The 23155-nt window shown below is 54.1% G+C and carries 19 protein-coding genes; 6 read left to right on the top strand and 13 right to left on the bottom strand.

The features are described 5' to 3' along the window. Window positions 1-47: 47 nt before the first annotated feature. The 8 genes from G516_RS0114450 to G516_RS24740 form a co-directional block, all read right to left on the bottom strand. Window positions 48-257 (bottom strand): cold-shock protein, encoded by a 210-nt coding sequence (locus tag G516_RS0114450; RefSeq protein ID WP_028294237.1) that lies wholly within the window; start codon window positions 255-257, stop codon window positions 48-50. A gap of 258 nt (window positions 258-515) precedes the next feature. Beyond that, complete coding sequence (locus G516_RS0114455) at window positions 516-1541, bottom strand: isopenicillin N synthase family dioxygenase (RefSeq protein WP_051219459.1); 1026 nt, start codon at window positions 1539-1541, stop codon at window positions 516-518. A 99-nt stretch (window positions 1542-1640) separates the two neighbouring features. Next, window positions 1641-1835, bottom strand: a complete 195-nt coding sequence (locus G516_RS24475; RefSeq protein ID WP_084645085.1) for a YHS domain-containing protein — start codon at window positions 1833-1835, stop codon at window positions 1641-1643. Between the two features lie 122 nt (window positions 1836-1957). After that, entirely contained in the window at window positions 1958-4366 is a 2409-nt protein-coding gene (locus G516_RS22700; RefSeq protein WP_051219460.1) for a YgiQ family radical SAM protein, read from the bottom strand. 212 nt (window positions 4367-4578) lie between these two features. Beyond that, window positions 4579-5037 (bottom strand): hypothetical protein, encoded by a 459-nt coding sequence (locus G516_RS0114465; RefSeq protein ID WP_156879051.1) that lies wholly within the window; start codon window positions 5035-5037, stop codon window positions 4579-4581. Window positions 5038-5111: 74 nt separating this feature from the next. Further along, on the bottom strand, window positions 5112-5600 hold the full coding sequence (locus tag G516_RS0114470; protein ID WP_028294240.1) for a hypothetical protein: 489 nt from the start codon (window positions 5598-5600) through the stop codon (window positions 5112-5114). Window positions 5601-5660: 60 nt separating this feature from the next. Next, window positions 5661-5942, bottom strand: a complete 282-nt coding sequence (locus tag G516_RS22705) for a glycine zipper domain-containing protein (RefSeq protein ID WP_051219461.1) — start codon at window positions 5940-5942, stop codon at window positions 5661-5663. Between the two features lie 332 nt (window positions 5943-6274). After that, a complete protein-coding gene (locus G516_RS24740) occupies window positions 6275-6451 on the bottom strand; it encodes a hypothetical protein (protein ID WP_156879052.1) in 177 nt (58 codons plus the stop codon). Between the two features lie 445 nt (window positions 6452-6896). Here G516_RS24740 and G516_RS0114485 point away from each other — a divergent pair, with 445 nt between their 5' ends. The 4 genes from G516_RS0114485 (at window position 6897) to G516_RS0114500 (ending at window position 11870) form a co-directional block, all read left to right on the top strand. Beyond that, window positions 6897-8282 (top strand): CmpA/NrtA family ABC transporter substrate-binding protein, encoded by a 1386-nt coding sequence (locus tag G516_RS0114485; protein WP_156879076.1) that lies wholly within the window; start codon window positions 6897-6899, stop codon window positions 8280-8282. 188 nt (window positions 8283-8470) lie between these two features. Next, on the top strand, window positions 8471-9475 hold the full coding sequence (locus G516_RS0114490) for an ABC transporter permease (RefSeq protein WP_028294242.1): 1005 nt from the start codon (window positions 8471-8473) through the stop codon (window positions 9473-9475). Window positions 9476-9580: 105 nt separating this feature from the next. Then, on the top strand, window positions 9581-10420 hold the full coding sequence (locus G516_RS22710; RefSeq protein WP_036536692.1) for an ABC transporter ATP-binding protein: 840 nt from the start codon (window positions 9581-9583) through the stop codon (window positions 10418-10420). 283 nt (window positions 10421-10703) lie between these two features. Beyond that, window positions 10704-11870, top strand: a complete 1167-nt coding sequence (locus tag G516_RS0114500; RefSeq protein WP_028294243.1) for an alginate export family protein — start codon at window positions 10704-10706, stop codon at window positions 11868-11870. Window positions 11871-12002: 132 nt separating this feature from the next. On the opposite strand, the gene G516_RS0114505 is transcribed toward G516_RS0114500, so the two are convergent. Beyond that, a complete protein-coding gene (locus G516_RS0114505; RefSeq protein WP_028294244.1) occupies window positions 12003-13745 on the bottom strand; it encodes a bifunctional protein-serine/threonine kinase/phosphatase in 1743 nt (580 codons plus the stop codon). A 146-nt stretch (window positions 13746-13891) separates the two neighbouring features. Further along, window positions 13892-15358 carry a NarK family nitrate/nitrite MFS transporter gene (locus tag G516_RS0114510; RefSeq protein WP_028294245.1) on the bottom strand — a complete coding sequence of 489 codons (1467 nt, stop codon included), beginning with the start codon at window positions 15356-15358 and terminating at the stop codon, window positions 13892-13894. Between the two features lie 1006 nt (window positions 15359-16364). Here G516_RS0114510 and G516_RS0114515 point away from each other — a divergent pair. Next, window positions 16365-17663 (top strand): NAD(P)/FAD-dependent oxidoreductase, encoded by a 1299-nt coding sequence (locus tag G516_RS0114515; protein WP_051219462.1) that lies wholly within the window; start codon window positions 16365-16367, stop codon window positions 17661-17663. Between the two features lie 346 nt (window positions 17664-18009). Here G516_RS0114515 and G516_RS0114520 read toward each other — a convergent pair whose 3' ends face one another. Next, the gene (locus G516_RS0114520) at window positions 18010-19116 is read right to left on the bottom strand and encodes a GNAT family N-acetyltransferase/peptidase C39 family protein (protein WP_051219463.1); all 1107 of its coding nucleotides are present in this window, start codon (window positions 19114-19116) and stop codon (window positions 18010-18012) included. 212 nt (window positions 19117-19328) lie between these two features. Between G516_RS0114520 and G516_RS0114525 the strand changes: the two genes are divergently transcribed. Then, the gene (locus tag G516_RS0114525) at window positions 19329-20828 is read left to right on the top strand and encodes a RimK family protein (protein WP_028294248.1); all 1500 of its coding nucleotides are present in this window, start codon (window positions 19329-19331) and stop codon (window positions 20826-20828) included. A gap of 329 nt (window positions 20829-21157) precedes the next feature. On the opposite strand, the gene G516_RS0114530 is transcribed toward G516_RS0114525, so the two are convergent. Together G516_RS0114530 and G516_RS24745 are read right to left on the bottom strand one after the other, a co-directional pair. Further along, window positions 21158-22444: a nitrate regulatory protein gene (locus G516_RS0114530; protein WP_028294249.1), complete on the bottom strand. Its 1287-nt coding sequence runs from the start codon at window positions 22442-22444 to the stop codon at window positions 21158-21160. A 197-nt stretch (window positions 22445-22641) separates the two neighbouring features. Then, complete coding sequence (locus G516_RS24745) at window positions 22642-23106, bottom strand: GNAT family N-acetyltransferase (protein ID WP_169449544.1); 465 nt, start codon at window positions 23104-23106, stop codon at window positions 22642-22644. Between the last annotated feature and the right edge of the window lie 49 nt (window positions 23107-23155).

Raw genomic sequence — 23155 nt, forward strand, 5'->3', positions numbered from 1 at the left:
AAGCCAGATGGCTTGCTTTTCTTTTGCTTCAGCGAAACAGGTTGCTATTACAGAGCAACGATGTTCTCAGCCTGAGGACCTTTCTGGCCTTGAGTTACAGTGAACTCAACTTTCTGGCCTTCAGCCAGAGTTTTGAAGCCAGAACCAGTGATGGCGCTGAAGTGAGCGAATACGTCTGGGCCGTTTTCCTGTTCGATGAAACCAAAGCCTTTAGCTTCGTTGAACCACTTAACGGTACCGGTAACTGTATTAGACATTTTATATATCCTGTAGAAAAAATTGGTTAGTGCCCTTGCGAGCGATAGCCAACGAGAAGACAGCTGATTTAAAAAACTACAGGACGGAGAACTACTAATTGAGCTACGTAATGGAGATTGTTAAACAGGACTTGCTTTCGTGCTGCAAGCGAATCTATACAGGCCCCGAATCAATGTCAATCGTTTTAGGGTAACCCCATGTAATTGGTCAATATGCGTTGATCCGTTGGCGTCAAATGCCGCTTCGCTCGCCCCACATCACTGCGCATGCTTGCCAAAACTCGCCAACGCTTTGGAACTGTCCGGCAGCTGGATTTTGCCCTCCGCCAGACGCTTTTTCATATAACGAAAGGTATGAATGGTTTGCGCATAGAGGTGGTCGCCACACACCAGCGGCTGGTACTGATCGGCTGGCGCTTCCGACAGTGGCGGCAAGATCGGTTTCACCACTGTGTCGTAGTCCAGACTGCAAAACAGCGGAAACGAATAGCGTTCCTCTTTCACCTTGCGTACTCGATGGGACGTGGCCACAAAACGGCCATTGGACAGCAGTTCCAGCATGTCGCCAACATTCACCACATAGCAGCCCGGTTTCACCGGCGCATCAATCCAGACACCATCACCGTTCAGAACTTCAAGACCATCCGCGGTCGGCAGCAACAAGGTGAAGCATTCATAATCGGTGTGCGCACCAATACCCTGGCGATCCACCGCTTGGGCATTAAACGGATAATGCACCATACGCAACTGACTGGGCGGCCGGGTGCACTGCTCAACAAAGGTGTGCTCGGGCAATCCCAGCGCCAGGGCAAAGCCACGAAACAGGTCCAGCCCCAGCTGAAACACTTCGTGGTAATACGCCAACACCGCTTCCTTGAAGCCTGGTAACGGTGGCCACTGGTTCGTCCCCAGCATCGGCCGCTGGGCGGAAGGATCATCCAGCTCAAAGCCGACATCGTAGGATTCCTTGAAGTCGGTACCGGTAATCCCTTGCTGACTGGAATAGAATTCCTCTTCGCCTTCTGGCACATAGCCGCTGTGATTGCTGGAATGGCCGATATAGCTTTCCTGCTTGCGCGCCAGTGGCTGGGCAAAAAACTCCCGGGTTACTTCCAGCAGGCGATCTATCACCGCTTCTGGGACGTAATGACCCTTGATGTACATAAAGCCAACATCAGAGGCTGCCTGCTTCAGCTCAGCGGCCACCGCCAGCCGTTCATGCTCGTTATCAGAATACAAACCACGAATATCAATGATGGGAAGTTGGGTAAAAGAGGACGGCACGACCAGGGTCTCCCAGGTTGGGGAATCAGAACAAGGGACTGAAAGTAGACCATAAAGACGGTATTTCCAACCATCAGCAGCCAATCGTCCTGATCCGAATCAGCAACCCTCTGACTCTTTAATCACTACATCGAAGTAGCGACGGTCATCTGGCCGCTCGGACACATTTGCAGCAAAGTCATCGCGACAACCCGGGTTGCAAAAGCCCACCGTGAACCCGCGGTACTCCGTCAGTGAAGTGTCGACCACGGGCTTGCCGGAACGAGGGCAAAATTTGTTAATCGCTGTCGTCATAAAAGACTCCCTGCCTTGTAGAAGATGATTCAATAAGCCCGGCATAAAAAAGGCCCGCAAGCATTGTGCTTGCGGGCCTTTGGTTTGTCAGTAATTCTGGTAGCGCACATTGCGCACAGGAATTACTTCAGCTTGCGAACTTTACGAGCACCCGGCTTGCCAGCGTTATTTGATGGCTTATTACCACCAGAGGCTTTGGAAGTGATCGGCTTGCTGCGACCAGCACCTGGCTTGCCCACAGACTTGTTGCCGGCCGGCTTGTTAGCAGTGCCCTGACCTTGACCACCGTCTTTTTTGACGCCGCCCTTATGGGTTTTGCCCGGCGTGCCGCGGCCATCTTTCATGCCATAACCGGAAGCCTTGCCGTGGGTTTTACCTGCCCCGGTGGCTTTACCGCGCCCCTTGGCCTTGAAGCCCGGGCGAGGGGTACGGCCATTCGGCATGTCTTCGTCTGGAATCAAGGCGTTCGGGCCTTTGCCGATCAGGTCATGGCGACCCAGGCGACGCAGCTCTTCACGCAGCATTGGCCAGTTGCGCTCATCGTGGTAACGCAAGAAGGCTTTCTGCACCCGACGGTCATTTACATCCCGGGAGATGTGCATTTTCGGGCTCTTGTAACTCATGCGTTGCAGCGGGTTACGCTCGGAGTGGTACATCGCCGTCGCCAGCGACATTGGTGATGGATAGAAGGTTTGCACCTGATCCACCCGCATCTTGTTGCGCTTCAGCCACAACGCCAGATTCATCATCTCAGTGCTGTCAGAACCCGGGTGCGCGGCAATAAAGTAAGGAATCAGATACTGCTCTTTACCGGCTTCTCTCGAGAACTTGTCAAACATGCGCTTGAAGTTGTCGTAGGTGCCCATGCCCGGCTTCATCATCTTGTTGAGCACGTTGGCTTCGGTGTGCTCCGGCGCGATCTTCAGCAAGCCACCCACGTGGTGGGTCACCAGCTCGCGTACGTATTCCGGATCTTCCACCGCCAGGTCGTAACGCAGGCCGGAGGCAATGGCGATACGCTTGATGCCCGGCAGCGCACGAGCGCGACGGTACAAATTGGTGGTCGGCTTATGGCTGGTTTCGAGGTTTTTACAAATACCTGGGTACACACAGGACAAGCGACGGCAATTCTTCAGAATGGTCGGGCTCTTGCACTTCAGCATGTACATGTTGGCGGTTGGGCCACCCAGATCCGAAATGGAACCGGTGAAGCCAGGCACCTTGTCACGGATTTCTTCAATCTCGCGGATGATGCTGTCTTCGGAGCGGCTTTGAATAATGCGGCCTTCGTGTTCGGTAATGGAACAGAAGGTACAACCACCAAAGCAGCCACGCATGATGTTGACCGAGAAACGGATCATCTCGTAGGCCGGAATGCGCGCATCACCATAGCTTGGGTGTGCTACACGCTGATACGGCAGTGCGAACACGGTGTCCATTTCGTCCGTTTCCAGCGGGATCGGCGGTGGGTTAACCCACACTTCCTTGTTGCCGTGCTTCTGCATCAACGGACGGGCGTTATACGGGTTGGATTCCTGGTGCAACACCCGTGAGGCATGGGCATACAAAGCGCTGTCATTACGCACCTTGTCGAACGACGGCAAGCGAATGTAGGTGGTGCTGTTGTCGTGCTCGACCTTGCGTTGCAGTGGCATTGGCACAATTTTCACCGGCATCACGTCCGGGTCGGCACCCTCTTCCTTCGCCTGCTGATCAGAAGCACAGGACTCCGTGTTGGCTTCCTTCATCTCGTACGGATTTGGCAGCGCATCGATATGCCCCGGCCAGTCGATACGGGTGGAGTCAATTTCGGTCCAGCCCGCTGGCGGCAAATCACGAATGAACGCCGTGCCGCGCAGGTCGATCACGTCTTCGATTTTGCGACCCGACGCCAATTGATGGCTCAGTTCCACCAGCGCCCGCTCGGCGTTGCCGTACAGCAGAATATCCGCACCGGAATCGATCAGAACCGAACGACGCACCTGGTCGCTCCAGTAATCGTACTGGGCAATACGACGCAGGCTGGCTTCAATACCACCAATAACGATCGGTACATCTTTATACACTTCGCGAATTTTCTGCGAGTACACAATCACCGCACGGTCCGGACGTTTTTCCGGCGTACCGTGTGGGGTGTAGGCGTCTTCGGAACGCACCTTGAGGTCGGCGGTGTACTTGTTGATCAGCGAGTCCATGTTGCCCGCCGATACACCGAAGTAGAAGTTGGGCTTGCCCAGCTTCATGAATTCTTCCGGGTTATTCCAGTCCGGCTGACAAATCACACCGACACGGAAACCCTGGCTTTCCAGCAAGCGACCAATCACAGCGACACCAAAACTTGGGTGATCGACGTAGGCGTCACCGTTTACCAGAATGATGTCGCAGCTATCCCAGCCGAGTTGATCCATTTCTTCCCGGGACATAGGTAAAAACGGCGCAGTACCAAAGCATTCCGCCCAATAAGGATGATGGGAGAACAGGTGCTGGGCATCGTCCGTGACCGGCTTTTGTTGAGGCAGTGTAGAAGGCATGAAATCAAGCTCTTGGAAATACGGGTGCGGCAGAGTCAGCTTCTTGTGCCCAAATGCAGAAACATGGGCCGAGCTGTGAGCGCCAAAGCGCCGTATTCTCCCAAAAACTGGCTTCAAGCTGAAGAATAACCGAGCCAGAAAGTCGGATTTTTACGTTGAATTCGGAAATTGCTGATGATTTGCAGCTTAAAAGGGCTATTTACTGCAATTCGCTAGTGACGTTCAGTCTGATTGCGCTCGGGCTGATTATGCTCAGTCTGGCTGCGCTCGGCATTTTCTTCAGAGTTAGCATACTGAGCAGCCTCTGAATGCTCGGTATTGCGGTTATCTTTCCAATCCGCCAGCGCCTGCTGAATAAGCCGTTCGGCTTTCAGCTTCACATGATGCGCCGCCACTCCCTTGATGAAGCCCCACAGCACAGACGGTTCATTTGCATCATCCTGCTTCGTTTTCTGCTCACTGTCTGGCGAATGCTGTTGGCAAGGTGCCGACTCGGTATTTGAATTGCTACTCGACTGCCCTGCAGCCTTGGGCTTCCGCAGCGACACCGGGTTGACCAGATACCCGGCTCCGGCAACTCCCAGCAGCGTCAGCGGGTGCACCAGCCTGGCGGTTACACCCAGCTTGAATCTGTGCCAATCGCTGGCAGTGTGTTTCTTTTGATTGGCCAAACGGACTTCCAGATCGTCTCGTCTGGCCATCAGATCAGCGCGATTCGACATAAGGCCTCCTGAGAAGAAACGGTTTACTGTTTATCTGAAGGGCTATCTTCAGCCGCTGTGCTGCCCGAGGTTCCCAGACCAAGCTGTCGTAACGACGCCTGAAAACCGAGCGACCGGAGCAACTTTCGGTGGTATTGACGTAAACCGTACAAAACCCCCAAACACATCAGGGTAGCGACGCCAAAAATCATTTCCAGCGCCATCCCCTGCTTCCAGGCCAGCGCTCCGATGGTCGCCATCAGAGCCATCCAGCCTGTCACCGCAATGGCCGCCATCGACAGGCTAAGCGCATGCAGTCGGGCAATCGTATCCACGGCCAGCTGTGCTTCCGTTTGCACCAGCTTCAGCCAGGTTGCCGAGCCTTGTTTAACCCCGGCCAGCAACTGGTCCCAGCTCACGTCGTCGGTTGCCGTCTCCGCTGCCTGTTGCGCGGCCGTGTCAACGCGTTCATCGTTGTGAGCATGTGGTGCTGTGTTGGATACGGTTTCATCTATCGATGCCGACTGATTCATAACGCTTACCCTCGGCGTAGCCATACAAGTGTTCCGAGCGGGCCAAAGCCCGCATCTGAATTACTTACGCTTGATCAGCGCAGACAGCAGTGCTCCGGCAACAAAGGCCATACCGGCGGTTTTGAGCGGATTTTCCCTGGCGTAGGTCGTGGCGACCTGCCCCATCTCTTTGGAGCGCGAAGCGGCGCTTTCGGCCACATCATGCGCCTGGTGATACAGATGACTGGCCGCATGCTGCATCTTCTTGACGTTGCTTTCTGTAATGTCGGCGGCCTGTTCGGCGGCCTCTTTCACGTCTTTCTTGGCTTGAGTGTTCTCTTGAACGCGAGCTGTATTAGCCATAGTGCTAACTCCTCTTTACCTGTCATTGGACACTAACCCAAACCGATTCAAGCGGATGTATGAATGCGGTGGCGGGTTACCGCCGTGGTGATTTCTCACTCACACTCAGAGTGTTTCAAGCCTCATGCCAAATCATAACTAATTGTTTTTATTGATATTTATTAAAATCCAGATCGTTAACCGTCCTCTCGCCGTGTATATTTTTCAGACCAATGCTGTAGATATTGCACTTTCATTCTTCTCATCATCGCCATCGCATACGGAGCTGAAGTTTTCGTTTCTTACACCTAAACAGCGCACCGAAACAGCGCACCGTATTAATACGCAGATGCTCATTTGACGCACAACAATGCACCAGCATGCTCCAGCATTTCCCTGCATCCTCCTTCAGCTGGTACCGACGGCCACCGAATCACGACCAATTTGTCAAAAATGTCGCCGGGCGAATGACGACCAAAGCTGACAAAAAACAGTGAAATCAGGCCAGATTCACTGCGTTTCATAGCCATGAACAATCCCTTCAGGATGGCTGAAGCGTCGTTTTTTCACTCAACCGAACAAGAACTTCGAGCCAGCGATGTATATTTGTGATCAAAAACCCAACAGCCTTTCACTCTCTTGGAAACACCAGTAATGACGGGGCTTTGTGGCAATTTGAGCCATTCAATTTCGACCAACACTGCCGTCCCCTAAACCACGTTTCACAAGCCCACCGCAGTCTTGAATTTCTCGAACCGGTGATCTTGTCAAGGCAGACTATTTAACAAACTGCCAATCGATCCTGACCGCCAACCGGTTCCAAACAATTTGGCACACCGCTTGTATTAGTCATTTCACAAGCCCAATGGCGGGCTAACCAAAAAATCAAGAACACCTGAAGTTTCAGCAAAGGCGCTACCGACGTTATGTCGTAGCGCCTTTTTTGTTTTTTTAAGCCTAAGAAGAGGAAGCATGATGCGAGGTATCAACACACTGCGCCGCAAGCTGTTGACCACAGCGGTTGTATTGGCAAGCGGACTGGCCACTCTGTCTGTACCGTCTGCCAGCGCAGAGGAATGGGCCGAGAAGGAAGAACTGAAGTTCGGTTTCATCAAACTGACTGATATGGCACCACTGGCTGTGGCCTATGAAAAAGGCTTCTTCGAAGACGAAGGTCTGTACGTCACTCTGGAAGCGCAGGCCAACTGGAAGGTACTGCTGGACCGCGTGATTGACGGTCAGCTGGACGGTGCACACATGCTGGCAGGCCAGCCACTGGGCGCGACCATCGGTTTCGGCACCCAGGCCCACATCATTACCGCTTTCTCCATGGACCTGAACGGTAACGCCATCACGGTTTCCAATGACATTTGGGACCAGATGAAGCCAAACATTCCAAAGCAGGCCGACGGCAAGCCGGTTCACCCAATCAAGGCTGACGCACTGAAACCAGTGGTTGAGAAGTACAAGGCCGAAGGCAAGCCGTTCAACATGGGCATGGTATTCCCGGTTTCTACCCACAACTATGAGCTGCGTTACTGGCTGGCAGCCGGTGGTATCCACCCTGGCTACTACGCACCGGCCAAGGGCGACACCTCTGGTCAGATTGACGCCGACGCACTGCTGTCTGTTACCCCGCCACCACAAATGCCAGCCACTCTGGAAGCCGGCACTATCTACGGCTACTGCGTAGGCGAACCGTGGAACCAGCAGGCGGTATTCAAGGGCATTGGTGTGCCAGTGGTTACCGACTACGAAATCTGGAAAGACAACCCGGAAAAAGTGTTCGGTGTATCCAAGGCCTGGTCTGACAAGTACCCGATCACCCACAAGAAAGTCGTAAAAGCCATGATTCGTGCGGCTGAGTGGTTGGATGCCAACAATAACGCCAACCGTCCGGAAGCGGTGAAGATCCTGTCACAGCCTAACTACGTAGGCGCCGACTACGACGTAATCGCCAACTCCATGACCGGTACCTTCGAATACGAAAAAGGCGACAAGCGTGACGTGCCGGACTTCAACGTATTCTTCCGCTACAACGCCACCTACCCGTACTACTCCGATGCCATCTGGTACCTGACCCAAATGCGTCGCTGGGGTCAGATTGCTGAAGAGAAGTCTGATGACTGGTTCATGGAAACCGCCAAGAAGGTTTACCGTCCAGACATCTATGCAGCGGCTGCCAAAGAGCTGATCGCCGAAGGCAAGCTGAAAGCCAAGGACTTCCCGGATTTCGACAAGGAAACCGGCTTCAAGGCACCACAGAAGCACTTCATCGACAACATTACTTACGACGGTACCAAGCCTAACGAGTACCTGAAGAAGTTTGAGATTGGCCTGAAAGGCTCAGACACCATCTGATCCCGACGCCTTGTGAAACCCGCCCCTGAATCCAGTTGTATCAGGGGCACCCATAAGAAATACCGCAGTTGGCAGAATGCAGTCGTCAATTGCAGCAGGGGGATCATCCCCTAAACCCGGTTTTGCCAGCCCATCCAACAGCAAGGCTGGCAACCACAACGGGGATATAACCCTGGCAGGAGAGAGAAATGAGCATCGCGTTATCCAACATCAGCTGGCTGGAGCCAGTCGTTAAAATCGCCAAAGGCGACGACGTCAGCAACAATCTACAGGTCATCATCAAGGCTATTGGCGTGCCAATGGCTGGTATTCTGGTATTCCTGATGCTTTGGCACGCTGCTGCCAGCAACATTGAAACCTCACTGGGTAACTTCCCTGGCCCGGCCGATGTGTATGAGCAAAGCACTGGCCTGATCGAAGAGCATTTTGCCGAACGCGAAAAAGCCGAAGCCTTTTACGAGCGCCAGGAAAAACGCAACGAAGCCCGAATGGCAAAAGACCCATCCTATGAGCCAAAGATTCGCCCTTACACCGGTAAACCAACCTATTTCGACCAGATTGCAACGTCGCTGGTGACGGTGCTGTCCGGTTTTATTCTGGCGTCCCTGATCGCCATTCCACTGGGTATTCTGACTGGCCTGAGCCCTACCCTGAACTCGGCCTTTAACCCGATCATCCAGATTTTCAAACCGGTTTCCCCACTGGCCTGGCTGCCGCTGGTAACCATGGTGGTATCCGCGCTGTACACCTCTGCCGACCCAGCCGTGCCGAAGTCGTTCATCAACTCCATGATCACCGTGATGCTGTGTTCCCTGTGGCCAACCCTGATCAACACCTCTGTGGGTGTGGCGTCTATCTCCAGTGATTTGCAAAACGTTTCCAAGGTACTGCGTCTGAACTTCATGACTCATGTGACCAAGATCGTGCTGCCATCATCACTGCCAATGATCTTCACTGGTCTGCGTCTGTCATTGGGCGTTGCCTGGATGGTATTGATTGCCGCCGAAATGCTGGCTCAGAACCCGGGCCTTGGTAAGTTTGTCTGGGATGAATTCCAGAACGGTTCTTCCGATTCCCTTGGCCGCATCATGGTTGCGGTACTGACCATTGGCTTCATCGGCTTCCTGCTCGACCGCATGATGCTGAGCCTGCAGAAGGCCTTTAGCTGGGACAAGTCCGCAGAAATCCGCTGATCCGGATTGCTGAACAAACCCAGGTTGAACCGATCACCAAATGACTGCCCTTCCACCCCAGACCTCTGGGCTGGAGGGGAATGCGAAAGCACCAGGAGCAAGACAATGAGCAATTTCCTCGACATCACCGGCTGCGGCATCGAATTCCAGACTCCGAAAGGTTCTTTCCGCGCCCTGCGCGACGTGAACCTGAAGATCAAAAAAGGCGAATACATTTCCCTGATTGGTCACTCCGGCTGTGGTAAGTCGACTGTACTGAACATCGTTGCCGGTCTGCTGCAAGCCACCGAAGGCGGTGCGGTACTGAATGGCAAAGAAGTAAACGAGCCAGGTCCTGAACGCGCGGTGGTGTTCCAGAACCACTCGCTGCTGCCATGGCTGACCGCCTACCAGAACGTTGAGCTGGCGGTAAAAACCGTCTTCAAAGGCAAAAAATCCAAAGCCGAAATGAAGGAATGGATTGAGCACAATCTGGCGCTGGTGCACATGGACCACGCCATGCACAAGCGCCCGGATGAAATATCTGGTGGTATGAAGCAGCGTGTGGGTATTGCTCGCGCTCTTGCCATGGAACCAGAAGTGTTGCTGATGGATGAACCGTTTGGTGCCCTGGACGCCCTCACCCGCGCCCACCTGCAGGATTCACTGATGGAAATCCAGAAAGACCTGAACAACACCGTGATCATGATTACCCACGATGTTGACGAAGCCGTACTGCTGTCAGACCGCATTGTGATGATGACCAACGGCCCAGCCGCCACCATCGGCGAGATTCTCGATATCGAACTGGAACGCCCACGGAACCGTCTCGAATTGGCGGATGACCCACGCTACAACCACTACCGTAGCCAGGTATTGCAGTTCCTGTACGAGAAGCAAAAAAAAGTTGAGCACATCAGCGACGTAAAATCCAAAAAGAGCGACGGCAAAACCAAAGTCGCCTGAACGACAAGGGCCTCTGTAAACCCGGTGTAGCAGTTAACAGGCATCGGGGTACACAGAAGCACCTGAAAAGCCGCTCACAGAAAGCGGCAGCTTGCATCACAGCGGCCAGTAACAGAATAAAAAAGCGCCGCTTGCCCGCAGGAGCCTGGCTCCTGCCCCGCACATGAAATACCAACAACCATAAAAAACCGGGGAGCCCGGTGAGTCACTGCTGCCGTTTCGGCATCGGGATGGATTCGCTCGGCGGTTTGAAACTGAACATACCGATGAAGGAATCAACTGCATGTACACGAAGTCACTGTTAGCGGCTGCTATCGCCATGACAACTGCCGCCGTCAGCCAAACCGCCTCTGCCGAAACCGACGTTGCAAAAGCCCTGACTGAAGGCAAGCCCATCGCCCAGTTCAACTTACGCTACGAAACCAACGACACCGACAACACATTGGATGCAGCCACGGCTCTGACTCTGGGCTCCAACCTCGGTTATGAAACCGGTTCCCTGTATGGCTTCAAGGCGCTGGTGGAACTGGAAGACACCCGCGCTCTGATCGATGAATACAACCCGGAAGACGCCCAGTACAACACCGTGGCCGACCCGGTTAATACCGAATTCAACCGCGTGCAAATCAGCTACGCCAAAGATGGCGTATCCGCAGTTCTGGGCCGCCAGCGCATTATTCTGGATAACGCCCGCTTCGTTGGTAACGTTGGCTGGCGCCAGAACGAGCAAACCTTCGATGCCTTCAAGGCCGGTTTCAGCAACGATGACTGGGACGTCACCTATGCCTACATCGACAAAATCAACACCATCCTGTTTACCCAGATTGATGTCGCCAACAACCTTTTCAACGTCAGCTACAAAGGCCTTGAGGCTGGCAAGTTGACCGGTTACGGCTACTACCAGAAGAACGAAGACAACCCGGCTAACGCAGCGTCCAACGCCGACACCCTGGGTGTCCGTTTTGCTGGCAAGCACGCGCTGGAAAGCACCACCCTGATGTACACGGCGGAATACGCCATGCAGGACGCCAAGGACTACAGCGCCAACTACCTGTTCGCTGAACTGGGTGCGACGCTGGGCAAGGCCAAGGTTTTTGCAGGTTATGAAGTATTGGGCAGCGACGACGGCGCGTACGGTTTCCAGACCTTTATGGCCACCAAGCACGCTTTCAATGGCTGGGCTGACAAGTTCCTGAGCACCCCGGCATCCGGTCTGACAGACACTTACCTCAAAGCCGTTGGCAATGTCGCTGGTGTGAAACTGGTGGGTATGTACCACATGTTTGATGCCGATGAAGGCGGCGCCGATCTGGGTTCTGAACTGGACCTGCTGGCCGTCAAGAAAATCGACGATATGTTCACCGTTGGCCTGAAAGCTGCCATGTACAGCAAAGGCGATAGCGGTGCCGACACTGACAAGCTGTGGGCCTGGGTGTCTGCCAAGTTCTGATCGCTTAACAGCCGACGTCTGCTTTGGCCTTCTTTCTCCGTTGGGAGGCTGAACGGTCGTCCGGTTCACCAGAACAGCGTGGCTGCTGTTCTGGTGTTAATTCCTCTTACCAGTCGTCTCTTCTCTCCCGCCCTACCTCAAAATCCACCACCACTGGGCCAGAGACATCATCCCCAGCAGCAAACTCAACAACATCCAGAACTGGGTTGGTGCCTGCTCCATCAAGGGTTTGCGGGTGTGTAATTTCAGCAGAGCCTGATTCGGTGCCTGCAAATCGGCAGCAAACTCAGAGAAGCTTTCATAACGCTGCTCCAGTTTTGGGTGACAGGCTTTCTTGATGGCCAAATCCAGCCACAATGGCAGATCAGGCCGAGCCTCCCGTAAGGAACGGTAATGCCATTCTCCTGTGGATTTGGCACCACGACGAATCACCTGCGCCATGTCATAAGGCAGGCATCCGGCCAGCATTTCGTACACCATCACCGCCAGTGAGAACTGATCACTGGCCGTCACTGCAATGCCGTCCATCACATATTCAGGTGAGATGTAACCGACATCCCCTTCCGGCCGCTCTTCACGTTTGCCGCTGCCCAGTTCCGCCAGTCCTTTGACCGAGACAGCGCCAAAATCGATGATCCGCACCCGGCCGTCATGACCAATAATGATATTTTCGGGCTTGATGTCGCGGTGCACCATGCCCTTTCGCTGCATCGCCCGTAAGCCTGCAATCACCTGCATGATGATTTCCCGCACCATCGGTAATTCCGGGTTTGGGTGATCGTGCATCCATTGGCGAAGATTGGCACCGTCGAGGTATTCGCACACCTGATAGAGAAACTGACTGCGGTCATTCTGCGGCGCCATTTTCATCAGGTTGGGGTGATCCAGACGCCGGCCAACCCATAGCTCACGACCAAACGCCTCAAGGTACTGTTCATCGTCCTCAAAGTTGATCGATGGGGCTTTTAGCACGCCAATCTCGTCATTGAGCGTATTACGAACCTTATAAACATGGGACCGGCTGTTGGAATGCAACACATCCAGCACCTGGTATTGATCCAGCTTTTGGCCGATATCCAGCACCGGTGGAATCACCCGATTGGCATTCTGCCGTGCAACCTCCTCAATTTCAGGCGCAGGCAAATCAACCACCTGAAGCAGCACACAGGTGATGTTGTCGTCACTGCCATTGCCTTCGGCGGTCGCGACCCACTGTTGGCACCACTGCTCCAGCACCCGCTGGCTGGCCGGAAACTCCAGCTGTTCAAGGCTGGCGGTCAGTTCCGGTAACGACACAAAACGATAGAAGCCATCGCTGGCCAGCAACAGCAAATCGCCAATGCGCACATCCCGCTGCCGGTAGTCCACTTCCAGATGCGAATCCATCCCCAACGCCCGGGTCAGGTGGCCCGTTTGCGGCTGAACATGATCACGGGTGACCTGCTCTACCGAACTGCCGCTGATGTGCAACAGACGACTGTCGCCAACGTGAAAAATATGCGCCGTTGCAGATTTCACCACCACTGCGGTAAAGGTGGTGATCAAGCCATCCTGCTTAACGCCCCCCTGCAAACTGTGATGAAACAGCCAGGCGTTCAGAGAAGACAACACCTTGCTGGCCGCGCTCTTTACATCCCAGCTTTCCGGCGTGCTGTAGTAGTCCTGCAAGAAATGGGTAACGCTGAGGGTACTGGCTTGACTGGCGTTTTCGCTGCAACTGACCCCGTCAGCCACACACACACCAACGCCTTTGTAACGCGCCCCCTGAACACCCGGCTGATAAGCCGCAAAGGCATCCTGATTTTCGGCTTTCACACCGGCTTTTGAACAACCGCCAACACGAATATCCAACTGCTGTTTGCTGGGCTGCCCCATGGCTCAATCCCCTTGTGCGCATTCAGAATACGCGGTTTACCCACGCCCGGAGACATCAGCCTGTTGCTTCAACAGGGCAAACTCCAGATACAAAATCACCCGGCGAACCGGGTGATTTAAGTTAGCTAATCAGACTCTCTGAAACATCAGTCAACGCTGATCATAGCCACACTGCCGTCGTCGTTCACTTCAACCATATGACCTTTTGGCTCACGCATGGCCAGCAGCGCCACGAAGCCCAGTACCGCAGTACCGGCAATCACCAGGAAGAAGGTGGAGTAATCAACCAGCGACAACACAGTCAGGTAAGTTACCGCGCCAACGTTACCGTAGGCACCGGTCATACCCGCAATCTGACCGGTCAGACGACGCTTGATCAGAGGTACCACAGCAAATACCGCACCTTCACCGGACTGAACAAAGAAGGAACACGCCATTGCTGCAACCACGGCCAACCATACCGGCCAGCTGCTATCCACCAGCGACATAACGAAGTAACCCAGAGCCAGACCAGCGGTCAGAATCAGCAGAGTGGATTTACGGCCAAATTTATCCGACAACCAGCCGCCACCAGGGCGCGACATCAGGTTCATAAAGGCGTAGGCAGACGCCACCATACCGGCAATAACAGGAGACAGGTCGAAGGTTTCAGCGAAGAACAATGGCAGCATGGATACCACTGCCAGCTCGGAACCAAAGGTAGCGAAGTACAATACGTTCAGAACCGCCACCTGCTTGAATTCGTAGCGGTGCATTTCTGGCACTTCTTCTACGAATACGTTCTTGTTCACTTTCCAAACGTTGTAAACCTCATAGGCGTACAACAGCACCAGGCCCACATAAATCATCAAGGCCGTGGATTCGCTCAGCATGGAGACGCCCGCTGGGGACAGCTTCCAGGTCAGCAATGCCAGAGCGGCATACATAGGCACTTTCATGATCAGCAGGAAGAAGAAATCGCCCTTGCTGGTCACTTCCATAGCACCCAGATTTTTAGGTTTGAAGTAGGTAGAGCCTTTTGGCGTATCGGTCACGTTTTTGTAGTAGATCACACTGAAGATCAGCGACAGCGCGCCGGTAATACCAACAGCGTAACGCCAGCCATCGTCACCACCGAACCACAGGGCAATCACAGGCAAGGTGAAGGCTGCAGCGGCGGAACCGAAGTTACCCCAACCGCCATAAATGCCCTCAGCAGTACCCAGTTCATTGGCAGGGAACCACTCAGACACGATACGAATACCAATAACGAAACCGGCACCAATAAAGCCCAGCATAAAGCGAGCGATGGCGGCCTGCTCGAAGGTATCGGCCATGGCAAACATGAAACACGGCACAGAACACACTGCCAGCAACACGGAATACACCAGCCGCGGACCAAATTTATCGGTCAGCATACCGATGATGACACGGGCTGGAATGGTCAGCGCAACGTTCAGAATCAGCAGTGTTTTCACTTCCGCCGGAGCCAGACCCAGGCTGGACGCAATGGCCTGCAGCATTGGAGCGTGGTTGAACCACACAAAGAAGGTAATAAAAAACGCCATCCAGCTCATGTGGAGGACTTTCATCTTGCCGCTGAAGCTCAGCAGGTTAAAACGTTCTGCGCTCATAGGTCTGAAACTCATCAGGTTAATCTGGGCATGGTCGCAAAAGATGACCGAATACAGAGCGTCAGCAACCTTAAACACACAGAGAGGGAAAACAGTATGGAGGGATAAACCCATACAACAATGCCCGGGCGGCCATGATCAACAGCGTTGCCACTGCCCTGCCTGTTTAAGGTGCATCGTTGCATCTGTATCCGGCCATGTACTTCGTTGCCAAAGCCGGTTAATTGGTTGTTGATTTATCCCTAGCAAGCAGCGGGCCAAATTAAAAAATGACGAATCGGACGTTGCCATAAAAATGTCAGCATTGCGTTTATTGAGTCCTGAAAACCTATTTGATAAACCACCACCATCCCGCCAACATTTGGTGCAACTGGTACTTTTTAGCATCAAATTTGAGCCAAGTGCCAAGCCTGTCCTGCCGGTCTTGCAGCCAGCCAGGACAAAGCCGCAACCGGCCGACCGTTGCACTGAAGTGCTCTGTGCGACCATGATCCGCACAGCAGCGGCAAAGTGGCTACGTTCTAAGCATAAGACGATACAAACAGAGCCCACAGATGCACTTCTGGCCCATTACATTGCAGTGCAGCCGGATGCTCATATCACCCTCATTCCGCGCCGTCCCGCACCATTACCAACCCACTTATGTGCAACTAGCACCAGAACAGAGCAAAATCCCATCCCGGTCATCCTGGGTCAGCCAGACGGCCAATACACAACCACAAGCCAGATACGCCAGCAGACGCGCGCAGCCTCACCAGTGTTATGTTCAACCACTCACTGGCACACATACTGCTTTAATGAAAGATTAACCCACGGGCGACACCACCGCAGGGCACTGGCAAAGACGCCGGACTTCAAAACCTGTTGGTAGTCAGAAAGGTTATTCGACACAGCAGCCCGTCAGCACAGACCTTTCAAACAACCTGACAAGAACGCAAAGGCGCTTTCTGAACCTGCCCACTGGCAACGTTCAGCAAGCGCTTTTTTTATGGTGAGACAAACGTACATGAGCGCAAAAACACTGGTAATCGTTGGCAACGGCATGGCGGCCAACCGGGTATTGGAGCAACTGGGAATCGATCACCCGTTCGACGCAATTCATGTACTCAGTGATGAAGCCATCCACCACTACAACCGCATTATGCTGTCACCGCTGCTGGCTCAGGAAACCACACTGGAAGCCATCACGCCGCACAATGCCCTGTGGTACCAACAACGCCACATCCAGATTCACCTGAACGCTGCCGTTGACCACATCGACACCCAAACCAGGCACATTACCACCGTCACCGGAGAGCAGTTTCCATACACCGCACTGGTGCTTGCTACTGGTTCGCGCTCATCCATTCCGCCGCTACCGGGATTGGAGCACAAGCCCGCCAACGTACTCGGCTTCCGTACCATGACCGACGTTGACGCCATGTTAGCTGCCAGCGGCAAGATTCAGCACGCCACCGTCATTGGTGCAGGGCTGCTGGGAGTTGAAGCCGCTGTTGGTCTGAAATCACAAGGCATTAACGTCACCCTGATGCACCGCAATCCGGTGTTGATGAACCGCCAGCTGGACGCCACCGCATCTGGTATTTTGCAACGCGATCTGGAAAGCCGCGGTGTTGACGTCAGAACCGGAGTTAACCCACTGAATATCGATTCAGACGCCACCACCGGGCTGGCCACCGCCATCCACTATGAAGACCGCGCCGATAAAAGCCCCCATACGCTCAACACCGACCTGATTGTCTTTGCCACCGGCATCATTCCCAACGCCGAACAGGCCAAAGCCGCTGGACTGGAGGTGGGCCGAGGCATCAAGGTCAACAGCCGCATGCACGCCACCGCCGCGAACACCTACTCACTGGGTGAATGCTGCGAATTTGAAGGAGCAACCTACGGCCTCGTTGCTCCGATCTGGGAACAAGCCAAAACCCTTGCCCATGAACTGCTGCGCTACAAACACTACGACCATGATGCACAACACATCCCCGCCGCACTGGAAAGCGAACATCAGCCCAAGCACTACTGCGAACAAGACCACTTGACCAAATTGAAAGTATCCGGCGTCGATATGCACAGCATGGGACGCTACGAACCGGAAGACAGCGACGAAGTGATGGACCTGCAAGACCTCGCCGCCGGTGTGTACAAAAAACTGGTAATCAACAACAACCGCATCGTCGGCGTCCTGTGCGTTGGCGACGTCCTCGATTCGGGTTGGTACTTCGACCTGCTGTGCCAACAAGCAGACATCAGCGACCTGCGCACCAACCTGCTGTTCGGCAAAGCCTGGTGCGAAGACGTGGCTTGAGGGCTAGGGGGCTAGGGGGCGGATGTCGGATGTCGGATGTCGGATGTCGGATGTCGGATGTCGCCAGACACTGTGGGAGAGAGCTTGCTCTCGATGGTCTTATCGGGAATAAATTCCCTCCTACATAACCAACAACGTAGGTTGGATAAACGAGCGCAGCGAGCGCCATCCAACACCGCAGCGTCAGCGAAAACAACACGTCAGATGGCAGCCGCTCCGCGTCTTTATCAGACCTACATCAAGCCTTCAAACGCACTCATGTAGGGTGCGCACGGCGCACCAGCTCCGCCACCAACTATCGGCAATAAATTCTCACCAACGAAGACTCATCCTTCCACCATAACCCTCACCCCAACACCAGCGCCGCATGCAGCTTTTGCTTGCCGTAGCATGCCATCGCCAGATACTCCTGATGAGTCACTGGCACATCAACGTAATCCGTCGGGCTTTGGCCCTGCTCTTTGTCAAAATCCGGATCGGTCAGGTACACAAAGCGGTCATCGGCGCCGTTCAGCACCACCCAATGGGGCGCTTTGTTGCGGTTTAGCCGCCAGGTACTGATCAAACACAGCAACACCTTGCCCTGCTTTAACGCCGCCAGCACCGGCTCCAACGCCATCGGCTGGTACAACAAGCTAACGCTTGTTTCACGCAGTTGTTTCAAAAAGTCCGCATGTACCTTTTCGATCACCTGCTTTTTGCGTTCATGGCGCACGCCATCAACAAAGGGCACACCGTCGTGGTCGGTGATCAAACTGACACTCACGCCACGTTTGACGGCACTCAGGGCCAGGCCATAGGGCGAACAACCGCCGTGGCCAGAAGTCATGAAAATGGTGGTGGCCTCGCGCCAGATTTGCAGCTCTTCCTGCTCGGACGGTTGATAGTCCGGCTGCAATACATCAAGCGCCATCATCAGACTGGCGGGGCCACAGGTAAAATCCGTTGTTTGCTCGAAATAAGGGGTCGGCCGCGCTGGCGGATTGGCATGGCGACTGAGCGCTTTTTCCATGCGCCAGCCATCACTGCCGTTTTCGTAATAGGCTTTCAAGCGGGTACGAGCAACATAACCTGACGCCCGATAGAGAGCGATGGCAGCTTCATTCTCGACACTGACCTCAAGCCGAATAAAGCCGCAGTCCTTATCCGTCGCAATGGCCTCCGACTGCGCCAGTAAACGCTTGCCTACACCCAAACCACGAGCAGCCGGATGCACCGCCAAAGAGTACAAGCGAGCCAATCGTGTTCCGCGCCGATACATGACAATGGCGTAGCCAATCACATTGCCGTCCAGCAACGCGACCATCACATCCGCGTGAGCATGGCGTACAAAATAGGCAAGACTACGGCGGGACAGACGATCGCCATCGAAGCAGAACATTTCAAGGTCGAACAGAGCATCGACATCAGCAGGCAGCGCCATTCGAATCGATACAGGTGCAGCAGAAGACATAGGGCCAATACGCCGCTTATGTGGGAATAGAATTGCCACCATAGGCCGAGGTTTTCATAAAGAAAAACGAAGGTTTCTACTCTTAACGACAAGAAACCTTCGCTTTTCAAAGCGCGCACCCAATTCCATTATGGCTCCATCAAACTTCTTTTCCCCAACCAGCACTGACTCTCAACATAACAGTGCCGGACTACCCAAAGGACCCCTGCCCTATGCCTGCTTTTTACGTCGTGGTTGATGACCTGAACGACTGGGCACCTTATTACCCAAGCCAGGACGTGATTACCTTCGAGCAATATCTGGCGCTGGAAAGCGACGTCTCCGACCAGAAAGTACGCGTTCTGAACTGCTGCCGTAACAGCACCGCGCTGGGCAAGGGCTACTATTGCTCGCTACTGGCTGAAGCCCGTGGCCACAGCGTGATTCCATCCATCACCGTGTTTAACGACGTGCGCCGCAAGTCCCTGTTGGCACTGCAGCTGGAAGGCCTGGATCAGGCGCTGGACGCGGAACTGGAAGCCACCGATGCCAGTAGCAAACAGTTCAATTTTCAGGTGTTCTTTGGCAGCGTGGCAGGCCACCAGGATCATGGTGCTCTGGCAAAGCTGGGTCGCCAATTGTTCGAGCGTTTTCCGGCTCCCGTGCTGGACGTCACCATGCGTCGCGGCAACCTGGCAGGCAGTGGCTGGAAGGTCGACAAACTGAAAGTACTGGCGTTGCCAGACATTGGCGAAGACCAGCAAACCCTGTTTGCCAACGCTCTGGAAGATTACTCAACCCAGATTTGGCGCAAGCCAAAAACCCGCAAGCGCTACCGCTACGATCTGGCTATTTTACTGGACCCGAATGAGGCGCTGCCGCCGAGCGACAGTGAGGCCATTACGCATTTTATTCAGGCGGGCAACACCCTGGGCATTAACGTTGAGCTGATCAGCAAGAAGGATTACATGCGGCTGGCGGAGTACGACGGTTTGTTTATCCGAGCCACCACCGCCATTGACCACCACACCTATCGTTTCGCGAAAAAAGCCGAAGCCGAAGGTCTGGTTGTGATGGATGACCCTACGTCTATTTTGCGCTGCACCAACAAGGTGTATTTGGCCGACCTGCTGAAAAATCATCAGATTGGTACGCCCAATACCCTGATCGTCAGCAAGGTCAGCGACGCGGTGATGGATCAACTGGAACAGGCGTTAGGCTACCCGATGGTCTTAAAAACACCAGACGGTTCCTTCTCTCGTGGCGTGACCAAAGCCAAGGACCGCAAGGAGCTGGCGCAGGGCCTGAAAACCCTGAAGCAAAAATCGGCATTGGTGCTGGTACAGGAATACCTGTACACCGACTTCGACTGGCGCATTGGCGTGTTGAATAACAAACCGGTGTTTGCCTGTCGGTACTTCATGGTGAAGGACCACTGGCAGATTTATCAGCATGATCAGCAACAGGTGGATTCTGGCGATTTCGATACCTTGCCGGTGTGGGATGTACCAACGCCTGTACTGAACGCCGCTCTGCAAGCCACGCGCCTGATTGGTGACGGCTTCTATGGCGTCGATCTGAAGCAGGTTGACGATCGTGTGGTGGTGATTGAAGTGAATGATAACCCCAGCGTGGACGCTGGGGTTGAAGACCAGACCACAGGGCCTGCGCTGTACCATGACATCATGGCGGAGTTTCTGCGCCGGATGGAAAACCAGCATCAGGGGGCCTGACAGGCGCGCCAGAGACATCCGACGCGCTGAGCATCAATCCGGCCACAACCGTGGCTAGGGGGACATCTGTTTAATCCTGCACGGCTCTGCGCGAGTGTTGCCGTTGTTCAGTGCAAGGCGACGAACGCAGCGGAATGACGTGTCCTTTCCAAGCTCGTCAACACAGCAATGGACAGCGGCAACCCGCGCCCTACGGGGGCTGCCAGATGATCTCGACTCTGTGTCGCCGACTTTTGACTTGACCCGTCAGGCCCGCAACTCGGCTTCGTGATTCGAAACCATCCGGTAGCCCAGAGTGAGCACCGGATTAAATAGATGTCCCCCAGACATTACTTTTGCTGTTCGCCCAAAAGCATGTCTGCCACCCGGATCATATGGGTGGCGACTTCGACAATACGCTGCTTGCCGTTCATCGCCGCCTGGCGAATCTCGCGATAAGCCTCTTCTTCTGAAATGCCTTTTGACTGCATCAGTAGGCCTTTGGCCTTTTCCACCAGCTTGCGCTCATCCAATGCCTGACGAGCTTCTGCCAGCTCGGCACTGACTTGCTGAATGCGAGCCGCCTGCCCTTGCACCAACTCGGACACAGACTGCGCCAGCTTGATGTTAAAGCCAGCGGCAACGTTGACCACGGGGCCGTCGAGGTCATCGCCATCCGGATCGCGCGACAAGGGTGAAATCGGCGGCTCCTCGGCACTCAGCAAGGATTTGATCTGCTCCGTGTGCAGCGTCAGCTCTTCTTCCGCCTGCTTGATCTTCTGCTCGCACAGCTGTTGCAACGACGTCGCCAATGCTTTTTCGGCTAGCTGCATGGCATCAATGCGCTGGGTGCAGACCGAATACCAGATTTCGCTCATGGCCGCGGGCAAGCTGTCACCATGGCGGGCGCGGGCGATCATCTGGCGCAGCTTTTCCAACTCGGTCGCCGCTTCTGATGACTCAATCCGGCGCAAAGTGTCGGCATGCACCGGCTGCGTGAATTCGGTGAAGATATCAAAACAACGAATTTGCGCTTCTTGCAGGTCTTTTACCCGCTGTTGAACCTTGTTGCTGAATTCACCACTGGTGAAGCCAATCAAGCCCCACGCCCGTTCCTGACCGGAGTATTCCTTGCCCTGAACAAAATTAAACAACGCAATCAGAGAGCGGGTAATGTCCGGGTCGTGAGAGATATCTGCAGCTTCAAACACCACATGAATCAAGCCAGCGACCAGGCGATTAAACAGCCCGGTGGTTTGTGCAGCGGTTAACTTTTGCGCCAGAATTTGCTGGCGCAGTTCAGGCAACTCATCCAGTCCGTGGAGTACAAACGCCACACTACTGAACAGTCGTGAAGAATTCAGGGAACTATCGCCCAGCGGAAGTCGCCCCAACATGGTGCAGAAGTGTTTCTCGGCTGCATGGATTTGGCTCATCTCATCCTGCAGTTCACGGGAGAAACGTGTACCACTCGACACCAGGAAGGAATTGGATAGCCCACGCTCTCGCTGCAGCTCATGAATCAGCTCGGTGGCGCGAATCACCAGATCACAACTGACCTCCAGCTGCTTCAACGAAGCAATTTCAGCCCGACGGGCAGCATACAGGAAGTCTTCAGTGGAAGGGGTTTGGCTCATGAATAAAGGCCCTGGCAAGCATCACGGATATAGTTATCTAATTGTTACAGCAAGGAGTGTTCCAACTTGGGGCAAACCTGCCTTTTTTGAGGTAGGCAGCTCCAGAGAATGGCGCATGATTCAGCCTCCGAACCACTAAACGCCACCAAACACCATCAATGTGAACCGTGATGGTGCATCCTGACAAAAACAGCAGATCAATTATCGAGAGGCCGTAACTTCATCCACTGGATGTGCGAATGGCGTTTCCTGGCGCTATGAAACACCCGTTGCAAATCCGGATCATGGGGACTCTTAACTACCACAAACCCGTTGCGACGATAAAAGTCATTCAGATGAGGCAAGGGTAAAGTGAATATTGGCGCTGCATCCTGACGCAAAAGCCCAGCGCCTTCTTCCAGATGCAACCTCCGCAGATTATCCAGCAGCAACGACGCCAGCCCTTGGGATCGATGATCCGGCAGCGTGCATACATTGCGTAGCAGCCAGCCGCAGTCATAGCGTTGCAGGCGAGCCGCGCATACCAGTTCGTTGTTCAAATACAGCCCCAGCCGAACATCCGACGGTGATGCCCGTCCGGATTCACCGCTGCGCTTGTACAAGGCATTGATATCCGCCAGCGACACATCCGCAGAAAAACGTATTTCAGATAGCGATTTCACAAATAGCTGCTTCATAATTACTGGCGTTATAAACGGTGGCTTCATCAAT

Origin of the sequence: Oceanobacter kriegii DSM 6294, from assembly GCF_000422845.1 — a bacterium.
GTDB lineage: Bacteria > Pseudomonadota > Gammaproteobacteria > Pseudomonadales > Oceanobacteraceae > Oceanobacter > Oceanobacter kriegii.

Coding starts and splice junctions, on each gene's coding strand:
- G516_RS0114520 (WP_051219463.1), bottom strand. CDS start 19,116: ATGTCTTCTGCTGCACCTGTATCGATTCGAATGGCGCTGCCTGCTGAT.
- G516_RS0114530 (WP_028294249.1), bottom strand. CDS start 22,444: ATGAGCCAAACCCCTTCCACTGAAGACTTCCTGTATGCTGCCCGTCGG.
- G516_RS0114450 (WP_028294237.1), bottom strand. CDS start 257: ATGTCTAATACAGTTACCGGTACCGTTAAGTGGTTCAACGAAGCTAAA.
- G516_RS0114525 (WP_028294248.1), top strand. CDS start 19,329: ATGCCTGCTTTTTACGTCGTGGTTGATGACCTGAACGACTGGGCACCT.
- G516_RS0114515 (WP_051219462.1), top strand. CDS start 16,365: ATGAGCGCAAAAACACTGGTAATCGTTGGCAACGGCATGGCGGCCAAC.
- G516_RS22710 (WP_036536692.1), top strand. CDS start 9,581: ATGAGCAATTTCCTCGACATCACCGGCTGCGGCATCGAATTCCAGACT.
- G516_RS24740 (WP_156879052.1), bottom strand. CDS start 6,451: ATGGCTATGAAACGCAGTGAATCTGGCCTGATTTCACTGTTTTTTGTC.
- G516_RS22705 (WP_051219461.1), bottom strand. CDS start 5,942: ATGGCTAATACAGCTCGCGTTCAAGAGAACACTCAAGCCAAGAAAGAC.
- G516_RS24475 (WP_084645085.1), bottom strand. CDS start 1,835: ATGACGACAGCGATTAACAAATTTTGCCCTCGTTCCGGCAAGCCCGTG.
- G516_RS0114505 (WP_028294244.1), bottom strand. CDS start 13,745: ATGGGGCAGCCCAGCAAACAGCAGTTGGATATTCGTGTTGGCGGTTGT.
- G516_RS0114490 (WP_028294242.1), top strand. CDS start 8,471: ATGAGCATCGCGTTATCCAACATCAGCTGGCTGGAGCCAGTCGTTAAA.
- G516_RS0114500 (WP_028294243.1), top strand. CDS start 10,704: ATGTACACGAAGTCACTGTTAGCGGCTGCTATCGCCATGACAACTGCC.
- G516_RS22700 (WP_051219460.1), bottom strand. CDS start 4,366: ATGCCTTCTACACTGCCTCAACAAAAGCCGGTCACGGACGATGCCCAG.
- G516_RS0114510 (WP_028294245.1), bottom strand. CDS start 15,358: ATGAGCGCAGAACGTTTTAACCTGCTGAGCTTCAGCGGCAAGATGAAA.
- G516_RS0114470 (WP_028294240.1), bottom strand. CDS start 5,600: ATGAATCAGTCGGCATCGATAGATGAAACCGTATCCAACACAGCACCA.
- G516_RS0114485 (WP_156879076.1), top strand. CDS start 6,897: ATGCGAGGTATCAACACACTGCGCCGCAAGCTGTTGACCACAGCGGTT.